The organism is Trinickia sp. EG282A (assembly GCF_040965455.1).
Taxonomy (GTDB): Bacteria; Pseudomonadota; Gammaproteobacteria; order Burkholderiales; family Burkholderiaceae; genus Trinickia; species Trinickia symbiotica.
In genome coordinates, this window is the sequence record NZ_JBFRCC010000004.1 from 20,933 (window position 1) to 35,203 (window position 14,271).

At 63.6% G+C, this 14,271-nt stretch carries 15 protein-coding genes; 5 read left to right on the plus strand and 10 right to left on the minus strand.

Annotated elements, in window-relative coordinates:
• Positions 1-29: 29 nt before the first annotated feature.
• Entirely contained in the window at positions 30-2,801 is a 2,772-nt protein-coding gene (gene polA / locus AB4Y31_RS19475) for a DNA polymerase I (RefSeq protein WP_368675360.1), read from the minus strand.
• Position 2,802: 1 nt separating this feature from the next.
• On the opposite strand from polA, the gene AB4Y31_RS19480 reads away from it, so the two are divergent.
• Positions 2,803-3,549, plus strand: coding sequence for a TIGR00730 family Rossman fold protein (locus AB4Y31_RS19480; protein WP_018439749.1), 747 nt, complete (start codon positions 2,803-2,805; stop codon positions 3,547-3,549).
• A gap of 90 nt (positions 3,550-3,639) precedes the next feature.
• Here AB4Y31_RS19480 and AB4Y31_RS19485 read toward each other — a convergent pair whose 3' ends face one another.
• The 4 genes from AB4Y31_RS19485 to AB4Y31_RS19500 all read right to left on the minus strand — a co-directional run bounded on the left by AB4Y31_RS19485 (position 3,640) and on the right by AB4Y31_RS19500 (position 6,230).
• Positions 3,640-3,930, minus strand: a complete 291-nt coding sequence (locus AB4Y31_RS19485) for a type II toxin-antitoxin system Phd/YefM family antitoxin (protein WP_368675361.1) — start codon at positions 3,928-3,930, stop codon at positions 3,640-3,642.
• Between the two features lie 61 nt (positions 3,931-3,991).
• Positions 3,992-4,354: a type II toxin-antitoxin system PemK/MazF family toxin gene (locus tag AB4Y31_RS19490; protein ID WP_368675362.1), complete on the minus strand. Its 363-nt coding sequence runs from the start codon at positions 4,352-4,354 to the stop codon at positions 3,992-3,994.
• Positions 4,354-4,608 carry an AbrB/MazE/SpoVT family DNA-binding domain-containing protein gene (locus tag AB4Y31_RS19495; RefSeq protein WP_018439752.1) on the minus strand — a complete coding sequence of 85 codons (255 nt, stop codon included), beginning with the start codon at positions 4,606-4,608 and terminating at the stop codon, positions 4,354-4,356. Before AB4Y31_RS19495 ends, AB4Y31_RS19490 begins: the two co-directional genes overlap by 1 nt.
• Positions 4,609-4,703: 95 nt before the next feature.
• Complete coding sequence (locus AB4Y31_RS19500; RefSeq protein WP_368675363.1) at positions 4,704-6,230, minus strand: AMP nucleosidase; 1,527 nt, start codon at positions 6,228-6,230, stop codon at positions 4,704-4,706.
• A gap of 207 nt (positions 6,231-6,437) precedes the next feature.
• Between AB4Y31_RS19500 and AB4Y31_RS19505 the strand changes: the two genes are divergently transcribed.
• From AB4Y31_RS19505 to AB4Y31_RS19515, 3 genes are all read left to right on the plus strand, one after another.
• Entirely contained in the window at positions 6,438-6,836 is a 399-nt protein-coding gene (locus AB4Y31_RS19505; protein ID WP_368675364.1) for a hypothetical protein, read from the plus strand.
• Positions 6,837-7,019: 183 nt separating this feature from the next.
• A complete protein-coding gene (locus tag AB4Y31_RS19510) occupies positions 7,020-8,006 on the plus strand; it encodes a homoserine kinase (protein ID WP_368675365.1) in 987 nt (328 codons plus the stop codon).
• Positions 7,997-8,791 (plus strand): BPSS1780 family membrane protein, encoded by a 795-nt coding sequence (locus AB4Y31_RS19515; protein ID WP_018439756.1) that lies wholly within the window; start codon positions 7,997-7,999, stop codon positions 8,789-8,791. The genes AB4Y31_RS19510 and AB4Y31_RS19515 overlap by 10 nt, the downstream gene beginning before the upstream one ends.
• A 31-nt stretch (positions 8,792-8,822) precedes the next feature.
• Here AB4Y31_RS19515 and AB4Y31_RS19520 read toward each other — a convergent pair whose 3' ends face one another.
• Positions 8,823-8,999 carry a DUF3563 family protein gene (locus AB4Y31_RS19520; RefSeq protein WP_018439757.1) on the minus strand — a complete coding sequence of 59 codons (177 nt, stop codon included), beginning with the start codon at positions 8,997-8,999 and terminating at the stop codon, positions 8,823-8,825.
• 143 nt (positions 9,000-9,142) lie between these two features.
• The gene (locus tag AB4Y31_RS19525; RefSeq protein ID WP_368675366.1) at positions 9,143-10,288 is read right to left on the minus strand and encodes a PHB depolymerase family esterase; all 1,146 of its coding nucleotides are present in this window, start codon (positions 10,286-10,288) and stop codon (positions 9,143-9,145) included.
• A gap of 312 nt (positions 10,289-10,600) precedes the next feature.
• Between AB4Y31_RS19525 and AB4Y31_RS19530 the strand changes: the two genes are divergently transcribed.
• Entirely contained in the window at positions 10,601-11,296 is a 696-nt protein-coding gene (locus AB4Y31_RS19530; RefSeq protein WP_368675367.1) for a phosphatase PAP2 family protein, read from the plus strand.
• 15 nt (positions 11,297-11,311) lie between these two features.
• Here AB4Y31_RS19530 and AB4Y31_RS19535 read toward each other — a convergent pair whose 3' ends face one another.
• The 3 genes from AB4Y31_RS19535 to AB4Y31_RS19545 form a co-directional block, all read right to left on the minus strand.
• Positions 11,312-12,211, minus strand: coding sequence for a TOBE domain-containing protein (locus AB4Y31_RS19535; protein ID WP_368675368.1), 900 nt, complete (start codon positions 12,209-12,211; stop codon positions 11,312-11,314).
• Between the two features lie 39 nt (positions 12,212-12,250).
• The gene (locus AB4Y31_RS19540; RefSeq protein ID WP_368675369.1) at positions 12,251-13,750 is read right to left on the minus strand and encodes a CHAD domain-containing protein; all 1,500 of its coding nucleotides are present in this window, start codon (positions 13,748-13,750) and stop codon (positions 12,251-12,253) included.
• Between the two features lie 100 nt (positions 13,751-13,850).
• Positions 13,851-14,237 (minus strand): tautomerase family protein, encoded by a 387-nt coding sequence (locus AB4Y31_RS19545; RefSeq protein ID WP_368675370.1) that lies wholly within the window; start codon positions 14,235-14,237, stop codon positions 13,851-13,853.
• Between the last annotated feature and the right edge of the window lie 34 nt (positions 14,238-14,271).

Here is a 14,271-nt window from a genome sequence, read left to right on the forward strand (position 1 = left end):
TGAGCGCGGGGGGCAGCTACCGCCAGTTTTCAGTGCGCCTCTTCCCAATTCGCTCCCACACCGACTTCGGCGACGAGCGGCACCTTGAGCTCCGCGACGCCGCACATGAGCTGAGGCAGCTTCTCGCGAACGGTCGGCAATTCGTCTTCCGGTACTTCCAGCACGAGCTCGTCGTGAACCTGCATGATCATGAGGCTCGCCGCGTTCTCGCGCTCGAGCCAGTCCTGCACGGCAATCATCGACATCTTGATGAGATCGGCGGCCGTGCCCTGCATCGGCGCGTTGATCGCGGCACGCTCGGCCGCCTGCCGGCGCGGACCGCTCCCGCCGTTGATCTCCGGCAGCCAGAGGCGGCGGCCGAACACCGTTTCGACGAAACCCTTCTCCTTCGCGCTCATGCGCGTGTCGTCCATATACCGCGCGACACCGGGGTAACGGGTGAAGTAACGGTCGATATAGAGCTTCGCCGCATCGCGCGTGATGCCGAGGTTCGACGCGAGGCCGAACGAGCTCATCCCGTAGATCAGGCCGAAATTGATGACCTTCGCGATGCGGCGCTGATCGTCCGTCACTTCGAGCGGCGTCACGCCGAACACTTCCGACGCCGTTGCACGATGGATGTCTTCGCCTTTCGCGAACGAGGCCAGCAGCGACTCGTCGCCGGAGATGTGCGCCATGATGCGCAGCTCGATCTGCGAGTAATCGGCCGAGACGATCTTGCGCCCCTCGGGTGCGATGAACGCTTCACGGATGCGGCGACCCTCGGCCGTGCGCACCGGAATGTTCTGCAAATTGGGATCGTTCGAGGCGAGCCGCCCCGTTACCGCGACGGCCTGCGCGTAGTTGGTATGAACGCGCCCCGTGCGCGGATTGACCATGCGCGGCAGCTTGTCCGTATAAGTCGACTTCAGCTTCGACAACCCGCGATGCTCGAGCAGCAGCTTCGGCAGCGGATAATCTTCGGCAAGCTTTTGCAAAACATCTTCGTCCGTCGACGGCGCGCCGCTCGGCGTCTTCTTGATGACCGGCAGCTGCAGGCGCTCGAAGAATATCTGTCCGATCTGCTTCGGCGAGCCGAGATTGAACTCGCCGCCCGCCAGCTTGTAAGCCTCGGCTTCGAGTTCGATGAGGCGTGTGGCGATTTCGTTGCTTTGCCGGCGCAATCGCTCGCTATCGATGAGCACGCCGTTGCGCTCCATCTTGCGCAAGACGCGCGACGTCGGAATCTCGATATCGCGATAGACTCGCAAAAGGCCCGGCTCGCACTCGATGCGCGGATAGAGCGCCTCGTGAAGTTGGTACGTGACGTCCGCGTCCTCGGCCGCATACTCGGCCGCGGTCGCGACGGGAACCTCGTCGAAGCACAGTTGGCCCGCGCCCTTGCCGCAGACGTCCTCGTACTTGATGGTCTCGACCCCGAGGTGGCGCATCGCGAGACTGTCCATGTCGTGCGAACGGTGCGATTCGAGCACGTACGATTGGAGCAGCGTATCGTGCTCGACGCCGTTCAATGCGATGCCGTGGTTGAGCAGCACCTGCTCGTCGTATTTGAGGTGCTGGCCCAGCTTCTTTTTCTCGGGGTTCTCGAGCCACGGCTTCAGTCGCGCGAGCACTTCATCGCGCGGCAACTGCTCGGGATGGTCCGGGCCGCGATGCGCCACCGGAATGTACGCGGCGCAGTTGGCCTCGACGGCGAGCGAAAGGCCGACGATCTCGGCGACCATCGGATCGAGCGAAGTCGTCTCGGTATCGAACGACGTGATCGGCGCCGCGTCGATTCTGGCCAGCCAGACGTCAAATTGCTCCCACGTCTGCACGGTTTCGTAGTGGCGCGGCGCCTCGATCGTCGGAGCCGGCGCGGCCGCGAGCACGTTGGCCGCTTCGGGCGCGACCTCCTGCGCCGTTTCGACTTGCTCGATGAGCGTTTCCACTTCGCGCAGCCATGTGCGGAAGCCGTAGCGCATGAACAGCTCGCGCAGATCGAGCGGCGATTCCGGGCGCGTGGTCAATGTCTCTTCGATCGACGCGACGTGGTCCTTCAGATCGCATGCGCGCTCGACCGTGACGAGCTTCTTGCCGAGCGGCAAAAAATCGAGGGCGCGGCGCAGATTCTCGCCGACGGCGCCTTTGATTTCCGCGGCGTTCGCCATGACGCCCTCGAGCGTCTCGTATTGCGAGAGCCACTTGACGGCGGTCTTCGGACCGCACTTGGCGACGCCGGGCACGTTGTCGACCGTATCGCCGATGAGCGAAAGGTAGTCGATGATTCGCTCGGGCGGCACGCCGAACTTCGCGATCACGGCCTCGCGATCGAGCGTTTCGTTCGTCATCGTGTTGACGAGCGTGACGTGCGGGCTCACGAGCTGAGCGAGGTCCTTGTCGCCCGTCGAGATGAGGACGTTCATTCCCTCGCGCTCGGCCTCGGCGGCCAGCGTGCCGATGACGTCGTCCGCCTCGACGCCGTCCACCATCAGCAACGGCCAGCCGAGCGCGCGCACCGCGAAATGGATCGGCTCGATCTGTTTCGCCAGGTCGTCCGGCATCGGCGGACGATGAGCCTTGTACTCGGGGTACCACTCGTCGCGAAACGTCTTGCCCTTGGCGTCGAACACGCACGCGCTATACTCTGCCGTGACATCCTTGCGCATGCGCCGCAACATGTTGACGATCCCATAGAGCGCACCCGTCGGTTCGCCGTCAGGACCGCGCAAGTCAGGCATCGCGTGGTAAGCCCGATAGAGATAGCTTGATCCATCGACCAACACCAGGGTCTTACCTTTTAGGTTTCGTTCCAAAAGCATTATGAACAAGACTAGAAAAGTGATTCCGAGTCTGCGATCGCTCGCAGATCAAGAACGCGCAACGGCCAAGAAGGCCCGCGCATCGTGGCAGATGTTCACGATTATGGCAGAGTTCATCGAGGCGACCGAGTACCTCTCGGAGATCCGCCCGGCCGTCAGCATCTACGGCTCGGCGCGCCTCAAGCCGAACTCGCCGTACTACAAGCTGACGATGCAGATCGCGCGCAAGCTGTCCGACGCGGGCTTCGCCGTCATCTCGGGCGGCGGCCCAGGCATCATGGCGGCCGCGAACCGCGGCGCGCATGCGGGCAAGGCCCCGTCCGTCGGACTCAACATCGAGTTGCCGCACGAGCAGTCGGGCAATCAGTGGCAGGACATCTCGCTGCGTTTTCGCCACTTCTTCACGCGCAAGGTCACGTTCGTCAAGAACTCGGACGCCGTCATCGTGATGCCGGGCGGCTTCGGCACGCTCGACGAGCTTGCCGAAGTCCTCACGCTGATTCAGACGAAGAAGTCGCGCCACGTGCCGATCATTCTCGTGGGCGGCGAGTTCTGGAAGGGGCTACTCGACTGGTTCCAGAATTCGATGGTGCCGATGGGGCTCATCAGCCCCGGCGACATGAACCTGATGAAGGTCATCGACGATCCGGACCAAGTGCTCGAGGCAGTGCTTTCGTTTTACGAGGATCGCGAGGAGCCGCAGCCGCAGACAGTCAAGGCGGAAGAGGATCGGATGTTCTATCTCTGAGGCGCGAAACGGGGGGTGGACGGCGGTCAGCGCCACTCTCTTCACGCGCCTGCAATTGCTCGCCAAACGTTTTGGCGGAATCGACCCGCGTCATTTCACGGTGCGCGGACGCCGCAGCGACTTATGGAATTCGGCCTCGGACTGCACGCGTCCTCTCAGCGCGTCCGTCAACCCGCTCTCCGCATCGCCGAGCATGACCAATCGACCATGCTCCGCCTCGAGCGCGTGGTAATAGTCGAGCTGACGGACGTCGACTAGGGCGACGTCGGCTGCGCCGTTTCTCGTCAGAATTTTTTCGGCGCCCGCAACTACGTCCTCGGCCAGTTCTGTCAGTCGTGAACGGACATCGCTAATTGGAACAACATCCTGAGCACGGATCATATAAATGGATCCTTTAAGGGATAGGACGCCGACAACTGCCTCAAGCATTGAGGAGGTCGGCCTACTCACTAATCGCGATGATCTGATTCAGCTGCTCGCATGCCGCTGTGAAGACTTCATCGGGCGCACGCTTCCACGGATGCGCCTTGGCACCGCGCGCGCGCCAGTCGAACGACTTCGGCTGGTGTCCAAGCACGTAACTGGTAACGTTCTTCGGCCCGTGAAACTTGATTGCAAACGGGTTCGTGTCGTTGAACGCCGCTGTAGTCATCGGGAGACCGATCACGATTCCGGTTTTTTCGTTGAACGGTTTCGGCGAGAGGACCAGCATCGGGTGGAAATCTCGCATCTCGCGGCCAATCTGAGGATTGCAATCGATCCAAATAATGTCGCGTCGGTCCGGCACCCATGCACCGCCCGTCATCAGACCACCTCCGCGCCGACTGCGCCAGTCGCCATTGCTTCGCCCCCGTGTTTCGCGGGGTCGAACTGTGCCAGCTTCTCCGCGAGTGTGAGTTTGCGAGGGCCCACCGGCTTCACCGTCACGCCCACCTCGTCGGTCGTCACTTCGACCTCCTGCCCCACCTCGAAGTGAGCAGACCGTGCAACGGCCGCGGGGATGCGAACAGCCAAGCTGTTCCCCCACTGCTGAATCCTGAGCGTGGCCGATTTTGCCATGGCGCAATCCCCTTTCGTATAAACGAGTATATACGGTCGAGCACGATGTTTCAACACGTAGATACGCCGCGAACGCGACCGCCAGCAACGTCTCCCTACTGGAACGCCACCTCGGCAAAACTGCGCAACTTGCGGCTGTGTAGACGGTCGAGCCCGTTCATCCGCAAGAGCTCCATGGCCTTCACCCCGATCTGCAGGTGCTGATCGACCTGAGCGCGATAGAACTGGTCCGCCATGCCGGGCAGCTTCACCTCTCCGTGCAACGGCTTATCCGATACGCAAAGCAGCGTACCGTACGGCACTCGGAATCTGAAGCCGTTCGCGGCAATCGTCGCGCTTTCCATATCGAGCGCAATCGCGCGGCTCTGCGAAAGCCGCCGCACCGGCTCTCGATAGTCGCGCAGCTCCCAGTTCCGATCGTCGACGCTCGCGACCGTCCCCGTGCGCATCACGCGCTTCAGCTCGGCACCCTCGAGCTGCGTCACCTGCGCGACGGCCCGCTCGAGCGCGACCTGTACCTCGGCAAGCGCCGGAATCGGCACCCAGAGCGGAAGGTCGGCGTCGAGCACATGATCCTCGCGCACGTAGCCGTGTGCCAGCACGTAATCGCCGAGCCGCTGCGTGTTTCTGAGGCCGGCGCAATGCCCGAGCATGATCCACGCGTGCGGACGCAATACGGCGATGTGATCGGTGATCGTCTTCGCGTTCGAGGGACCGACGCCGATGTTGATCATCGTGATGCCGCTGCCGTCGGCCCGCTTCAGGTGATAGGCGGGCATTTGCGGCAGCCGCGCCGGCGCCGTGCCTTCGTCCGGCTGCTCGCCGAGGTTCGCGTTGTAGGTGACGAGGTCGCCAGGCTCGACGAACGACGTGTACTGGCATCGGTAGGCACGCAGCTCCTCGTCGTCGGTAGGCGACATCAGCGCGTGCCCGAGTTTCGTGAATTCGTCGATATAAAACTGATAGTTCGTATAAAGCACGTAATTCTGAAAATGCGTGGGCGACGTCGCCGTGTAGTGCTTGAGCCGATGCAGCGAAAAATCGACGCGCGGCGCCGTAAAGAGCGCGAGCGGATGCGGCTCGCCGGGCGCCGGCTCGTACGTGCCGTTGACGATGCGATCGTCGAGCTGCGCCAGATCGGGCGTATCGAAAACGTCGCGCATCGCCATCAGCCGATCACGCCCGAGGTCGCCTTCGAGGTGAATGCCTTCGGCGAACGCGAAGTGAATGGGGATCGGCTGCTGCGATACGCCGACTTCGATCGAGACGCTGTGATTCTTCGCAAGAAGCCGCAATTGTTCGCGGTAGTAGTTGCCAAAGAGATCGGGGCGCGTCACCGTCGTTTCATAAACGCCAGGACCTGCAACGAAGCCGTAGGAGCGGCGCGAATCGACGCGTGTATTGACTTCAGTCTGAACCCGCACGAATGGGTAGCATGCGCGTATATGCTCGGCGAAGGCTTCGTTGCGGCGGTAGCGCGCGAATGCGTCGCGCAGGAACGCGGTATTGGCCTCATAGATCGCGGAGAGCCGCGCGACGGCATCGGCCGCGTCGGTGAAGGCTTCGGTCGGAAAGTCGCTCGGGTGCACTGCCCGCGCATGGTGAGTCAGATCGTTTTTCATGTTTGGATTTCGCCTCGTCGAATGCAACGACATTACCACGAAGTATGTGGCTAAACGGTGCGCGCCCCGCCTCGCTGGCCGTTCGGCCATCGAGGCGTGGGGACGTGCGCCACGGCGCTCAAAAAAATGTGTCCCGGTGCGTGTGCAAGCGAAGCCGTTTTGGGGGACGCATTTGCTAGAATCTAAGGGTTCCCTTGGAGAACCACTATGAAGCCGTATCTCCCCGCCGCCGTTGCCGTTTCGGCGATGCTTGCCGTGTGCAGTGTGTCCGCCGCCCAACCGGCCGACACCGCCCAGGCGCACGCGGCATCGCGCGCCGCCAACGAAGCCGCGGGTCTACCCGATCTCGACGCCATCAATCGCCCGGCGGCGGAAGTCTCGTCGAAAGTCGATATCAACGTGCCGCGCACGCCGAGCTTCTACGAGAGGAGCGGCAACGGCACCGAGATCACCGAGTACCGCGACAAAGGCAAGCCCGTCGAGATCGACGTTCGCTCAAATTTCGGGACGCGCTATCAGATGAGCGCGTCGCCCGATACTTCCCCGAAACCTCACGACAGCGGTCAGCCAATTACGCGCCTGCCGTCGATCAACTTGCATTACTGATTTTAGGAAGGGACCCGTCACCGGGCCGTCACGCATGAGCGGCCGGCCCGCCGTGGCGCTCTGTCAGCCTCACCAACGTTCATTGTCGCGCCGCCGAACGCCGGCTTTTGCCGGCGGGTGCGTTGCAAGGCGCGCCAAGCGCACTCCCTTGCCGTTCGTCAATCCGATTTCGAAGCTCTCCGCATGGCCGTATTCACTGTCGTCAACGAAACCGACCTCGCGCAATGGATGCGCCACTACGACCTCGGCGAGGTCGTCGATTTTCGCGGCATCAGCTCGGGCATCGAAAACAGCAACTACTTCCTCACGACGACGCGTGGCGCCTTCGTCCTCACGATCTTCGAAAAGCTGACGGCCGAGCAGCTGCCGTTCTACCTCGATCTGATGCGCCACCTGGCGTCGCACAGTGTGCCGGTTCCGGATCCTGTGCCGCGCGACGACGGCGCCCTCTTCGGCATCCTCCACGGCAAGCCCGCCACCATCGTGACGAAGCTCGATGGGAAGGCCGAACTGGCGCCCGGCCCCGAGCATTGCGGGGAAGTGGGTCAGATGCTCGCGCGCCTGCATCTGGCGGGGCGCGATTTCAAGTCGCATCAGCCGAATCTGCGCAGCCTCGCCTGGTGGAAAGAAACGGTGCCGCGGATCGTGCCGTTCGTCGACGGAGCGCAGCGCGAGCTTATTGTCGGCGAGCTCGCTCATCAGGAGGCATTCTTCGAATCGGCCGATTACGCAGCGCTTCCGGGCGGCCCCTGCCATTGCGATCTTTTCCGCGACAACGTCCTTTTCGCGCCGGCGGCGACGGGCACGAATCACCAGGTGCGGCTCGGCGGATTCTTCGACTTCTATTTCGCGGGCTGCGACAAGTGGCTCTTCGACGTGGCGGTGACGGCCAACGATTGGTGCGTCGATCTTGCGACGGGCCGTTTCGATGGCGCCCGGCTCACGGCGCTGCTGCGCGCGTATCAGACCGTGCGCCCCTTCACGCCGGAAGAAAACCGGCATTGGCGCGACATGCTGCGTGCGGGCGCGTACCGTTTCTGGGTCTCGCGCCTTTACGATTACTACCTGCCGCGCGCGGCCGCGATGCTGCAGCCGCACGACCCCACTCATTTCGAGCGCATTCTGCGCGAACGCGTGATGCACGCCGACGCTTCCCCGCTATGCAACTGATCGAAGTTCCCGCAAAGACCGGCTACGTCTGGTATCGGCAGGGCATATGGCTCTTTCGCCGCAACCCGCTGGCGTTCCTGACGATTTTCTTCACCTACCTCTTCGCGATGTGGATCGTCTCGCTCGTGCCGATGGTAGGCGGCGTCCTGCCGCTCGCGTTCATTCCGGGTGTGGCGGTCGGGTTCATGGCGGCCTGTCGCGACACGGTGGCCGGCAAGCCGGTCTTCCCGACCATACTGGTGGACGGATTCCGTTCGTATGGAGGGCTCGCCGCGCGAAGGCTGGTCGAGCTCGGCGGCCTCTATGTCGCGGCGATCGCGCTCGTGTTCGCGGGCTCGGCGCTCGCCGATGGGGGGATCTTGTTCAAATTGATGCTCGGCGTCTCCGGCGTGTCTCCGGAAACGCTGGCAAAGACGAAATCGGTGCCGCTCGCCGGGCTCGTGGCCCTGGCCTGCTACGTGCCGGTGGCGATGCTTTTCTGGTTCGCGCCCATTCTCGCCGCGTGGCACGGTGTGCCGCCCGCCAAGGCAATGTTCTTCAGCCTCGTCAGCTGCTGGCGCAACCGCGGTGCGTTCATCGTGTACGCCGCGCTATGGTTCGCGACGGCAATCGTCGTATCGATCGGGCTTTCGTTTCTTATGGACGCGCTTGACGCGCACGACTATGCATTCGCCGTGCTTTTTCCGGCGACGATCACGCTGACGACGATGCTCTACTGCTCGTTCTACGCGACCTACCGCGGTTGCTTCGGCACGCAGGACGCTGAAAAGCCGGCCAGGCAATAAGGCCGGGCCGGCTCGTCAGAGCTGGCTTTGCTCAGTACTGGCCGAGCCACGCCGCGGAAGGCGTCGCCGCGTCGCGGTCGAGCTTGCGCATGCGGTACTCGAGATCGTAAAGATCGGTGGCTTCCGCCAGATAGGCATCGTCGCGCTCTTTCTTGCGCTCGTCGGCGGATTTCGTCAGGAACAGGAACAGGCGGCTAAGCAGGAACATGGTGGACCTCTCGACAGGGTTGACCCCTAGGTATTTACCCGTATTATAGGGAAAACCCTGATCGCCTGCCAGTCCTTTGTCGCAATGCGTCAAAACTGTCGCGTTAACGCATCACTCGTACACCTTGGCCGCCGACCCGGGGCTCAGCGGCCGGACGCCGCCGCTCGCTTGACCGCGGCGCTGACGACACGATTGCGTCTGCGTTGATAGCGGAAAAACTCCCACATCAGCGCGCTCGCATCGGGCCCTTTGCGCGAGTGGAACGGAATCGCATCATCGCCGCCAGCCCACGCATGGCCGAGGTCGGCAACGCGCACGAGCCGCACGACGCGGCGGCCGCCCGCCGAGTAGTCGCGAATCATCGTCCCCGCCTCCCGCGTTTCGCGAATGGTGCCCGAGACCGGCGCACCGCTGGCGTCCACGAGCCCGTTCGCGCGCAGAAACTCGATCGCGAGCTGTTCGGCGTTTTGCGACGCCACCACCGCATCCTGGTCACCTTGCACGATGACCGCCGGCATGCCCGGGTACGATGCGGCGTCGATGGCCGCATCGACGAGCGCGACCGGGTCGTGTCGCGCGCCGCGCCGCATGACGTCCATTGCCGTCATGCCGGAATGGGCCTCGCCGAAGGCCGGTGCCGAGTGAAGCCCAACTGCCGCGAAGCGCTCCGGGTAGTGGATCGCCAGCAGTGAAGCGAGTCCCGCGCCGGCCGAAAGACCCGCGACGCAGACGCGCTCCGGGTCGAATCCATACACCTCGACGAGTTCGTCAACGAGCGAGACGATAGCGCGCGCTTCCCCGCGTCCCGCGGAATCCCGGTCGTCATACCAGTGCCAGCATCGGTGCGCGTGCGCGTGCTTCGACTGCTCCGGATAGACGACGGCGAATCCTTGCGCATCGGCCACCAGGTTCATCCGCGTGCCCGCCGCGAATTCGTCGATGGTCTGCTTGCATCCGTGCAGCATCACCACGAGCGGCATCTGCAACGTCGAGCGCGTGGGCGGCACGTAGAGGCCATACGACAGATGATTGACGAGGCGGCCCGGCATCGGTGGCGCGGAGTGATAAGACCGCGTCCATGTTCCCTTTGCCCATGCCGCCGCGCGCGGACGAACGCGAGATTCCGGCGCTTCGCGCGCCTGCCGTCGCTTCGCCGAGCGTACGCTATCGGCGCGCGCCTTCCGCTGCTTTTTCGTGACATCCCGCAGGTAGTCCGCCTGCACCTTGGGCAGGCCCGTCATTAACCGCTTGAAGCCGTGTAGCCAGATTTTCGTCAGACTTTTTGTCATTGAGCGAACTTCCTTCCATGACGCAGTGCACAATACTACCCCTTCGTCGATGTTCGAGGCATGTCAATCCGTTGCGCACCCGTTTAATCCGTAAATTCTCGTTTCCCCGATTTCTTATCCACAGCCCCGATCGCAGTGCAGTCGCTATACTGTGCGTTCGCGCACGTTTTTCCTGTCGTCCGGTCCGGGGGCTTGCGCGTTCTTACGTATCATCAAGCCGAGCGCCCTCGCGCACGGCCCGCCCCGAACGGCGCCCCTGAGGGGATCCCGTTGGGGAGTCCCTCTCGGGAAGTCCCCCTCGCGCGTACTGACATGCACGACCTTCCGCTTCACCTCTGGTATACGATCACGCGCCTCGGCGGCCCGGGTCTCACGCTGCCTCTTGCACTGACCATTGCACTGTGGCTCGCGCTCGGCTACACGTGGCGCCTCGCGGCGGGATGGCTCGCCATCGTTGCCGGGGCATCCTGCATCGTCGCGCTGACGAAGATTGCCTTTCTCGGCTGGGGGGTCGGCGTCCGCGAATGGGACTTCACGGGAGTGAGCGGCCACGCCATGCTCTCGACCGCTGTTTACCCTGTCGGATTTTTTCTGACGCTGCTGCCGGCGCGGACACGGATCCGCGTGCTCGGCGTCGCGCTTGGCATGGGCGCCGGCGTCGCGGTCGGGCTCTCCCGCGTGGTGCTCGAGGCGCATTCGCCGTCGGAAGCCATCGCCGGCTGCATCATCGGCGCGCTCGCCGCCGTGCTCTTCGTCTGGTGGGCTTGGGACGCTCACCCGGGCAAGCTCTCGGCCGTGCCCGTGGCGGTGAGCCTGCTGATGCTGGCGGTGGCGTTGCACGACGTCCGGGTGCCGACGCAACGTTGGATCACGCACGTCGCACTTCATCTTTCCGGCCACGAGCGCCCCTACATTCGCGCTCGCTGGAAAGCCGGAGTCGAACCGTCGCACCGTGCGCCCGTCAGCTCAGCCCCGCATAGCGCCGCGCTCGGGATCGACCTGGTCTGAGAAACGATGCGCTGCTCAGTCCGTGGTACCGAGGATCACGCTCGACGCTTTGAAAACCGCGATAGCCGGCGTACCTTCGCTCAGGCCTAATGCCGAGACGCTCTCATTCGTGATGATGGCAGTCATTACGGCGGGCGACGCCGTGCCGGCCGTGGTAGCGCTATCGAGTTCCAGCGAGACTTCGGAGTTGACCGCCCCCTGAGTCACGTGCTTGACCGACCCGGGTAGCCGGTTGCGCGCGGAAATGCGCAACGGCGTTGCGCCCTTCGAATCATCGACGGCCAGCATGATCCAAGAAGCCTTCACGAGCGAAAACGCCGGCTTGCCGACGGCGAGCCCGAGCCCTTCGACGCTCTCGTGCGTCACGACCGCGACGACCTGCTGTCCGCCCGGCAACTTCAGCACGACTTCATCGTTGACCGCTCCCCGTGTGATCGATTCGACCGTCCCATAAAGCTGATTGCGTGCACTCGTCTTCATGCCGATTCTCCCGATCATTGCCCAGTCGCCCGCGAAATCGTCGATCGCCGCACTTGCCCGCTCGATGAACTTGCGATGCTCGTGCTCGAGCGCGCGATAGGTTTCGATGAGGCGCTCGGCGCGCGGCGTGAGCGTCGTGCCGCCGCCGCCCTTGCCGCCGGTCGAGCGGACGACGAGCGCGACGCCGGCAAGGTTGTTCATCGCGTCGACGGCTTCCCACGCCGCCTTGTAGCTGAGGCCGACGGCCTTTGCCGCGGCGGTGATGGACCCCGTCTCGCCGATCGCCGCGAGCAGCGCGATTCGCGCGGCGCCGGCCAACGTTTCGCCGTCCGCGCGTAACCAGAGCGACCCGGCGAGGCCGAGCGGCTTCTCGTCCGAGGCGTGATCGGGGTCAGTCGAAGCGGCTGGAGTCGACGATAGTGGAGGGACGCTCATGTGCAATGCGAAACGTGGCGCAAGTCGCGCCATTATCCTTCACGCTGCCACTTCACGCGCGATCTTCGGCTTCGGAAGCTTAGCTAGCAGACCGTCGGCCTCGTGCGCCGCCGCACGCGTGGCAGCCTCGCACCAGCCGCGCGCAAAGCCACGCTGGTATTCGGTTACATCGAGACGTTCTTCCTCGAGAAACCGAAGCGCGGCAGCAGCGTCGTTCGCGTCGCCGAGCACGGATTGGATCCGGCTCACCTGCTTCGCTATTTTGCGGCGCCTGCGAGGCGCGACGAGCGGCTCGAAGAACTCGAGCGTATAGCGCAAGCGCTTCGCCTCGATGCGCCGGCGGTGCCGTCCCGCGGCATCGAGCGAGGTCAGCGGCGGCTCCGCCGTCAATCGCTTGTAATGGCGGCGCGCGCGTTTCGCGGCATATTCGCGCAGCGCGCGCCCGGCATGTTTCGGCGGGCCTGACGAAAAATGCTGATTGGCCAGCCACTCGAGCCATGCGAGCGAAAGTTGCGCATACCGGCGCGAGCGCATCGCCTGCTGCAGACGGGCTCGCGCTTCGAGGCGGCGCGCATCGGCCGCGGCAATGACGCCCGACCATGCCGACGGATCGGCATCGGCGGCGGCGAGCGCCGGCAGTGTCGAATCGACGAGCATATCGAGGTCGCGAGCTTCGCCGAGCATCGCGCCGATCCACTGCAAGCCTGGTTCGACGTTCGTTCGCCATGCATCGTCGACCCAACTCGGAAACGTCTTGATGAGCGTCTTTGCGCGCCGCAACGAAACGCGCATTTGATGCACGAACTCGATCTCACTGCTTTCGCGGACGCCGCGTTCGTTGCCGAACCATTGACGGGCGATATTCGTGGCTATCGCGATCAAAGCTTCATGCGGCGTGCGGGCACCGGCAAGATCGATGCGCGAGGCGCGCACGGGTTCGCGGGACTTTGTTTTGCAGGCGCTGGCGGCTGCCGCCTCCGTCGATTCGGGGAACGCGGGGAGATGATCGAGCAGCATTCGGGCAGCCGCGAAGACCGCTCGCGTTGCGGACAGTCGAGCCGAATCGCTGCGCTCATCGGAGACGGAATCGGCTCCGGCATCGATAGCGGATGCATCGTCGTCGTCGACATCGCAAGACAGGCGCAGTTCGCAGAACAACGATGCGTCTGGCGGTTGGCCGGCGTCGGAGCGTGCAGCCGCCGGCTCTTCCGCGGACTCGATCGAAAGCGCATTGACGAATTGGATTGCGACCGGCCTGCTGTCGGATGTCTGCCAGCGAAAAGCCATGGGATGCGACGGCAACGACTCGCACTGCGCGCGCGCTTCGCGCTCGTCGGCCGCCGCCGTCTCGATGCTGGGCAAATGCTCCAGCACATCGACGATAGCGCGGCTGATCGACCGCGCTGCGTCCTCGCCTTCGGCGTCGCGAATGTTCTCGGCCCATTCGCGAAACCATTGTCCAGCAGCCTTTGGCTCGACTGCGAGCACAATCTCCACGGCGTGCCGTGGCGGTCCGCTGGTGTTCGTGGGCTTGGGCATGCCGTCAATATTACACACTCATCGCGATCTCGCGCACGGTGCGGCCCGGCGCGGGGTTCAGGCAATCATCGCGCCGCCCACGAAACCTCAGGCGTATCGCTTACTTTTTTACGTACTGCGCGTCGCCAAGACCGAACGACCAATTTTCGGGCAGGACTTCGACGAGATTGATGAAAACATCCTCCTTGCGCAGGCCGGGACGCTCGGCGAGCCGTTCGACGATGCCCTTATATAGCGCCTGCTTTTGGGTGAGCGAGCGCGTATTGCTCACCGTCAGCTGGATGACGACAAAGTCGTCGCTGCGTTCAATGCCGAAGTAGCTGCGGTTATAGACGAGCGTTCCCGGTTGGTGCTCCGTCAGCAGCATGAACTGGTCGTCGGGTGGAACGTTGAATGTCTCCACGAGCGCATGCTGGATGCCTTCGGTCAATGCTTGGCGGTATTCGGCGGACTTTCCCGCGGCGAGGGAGATGCGAGCGAGCGGCATGGCAGCCTCCATTTGAACGATTTCCGAGCTCGCA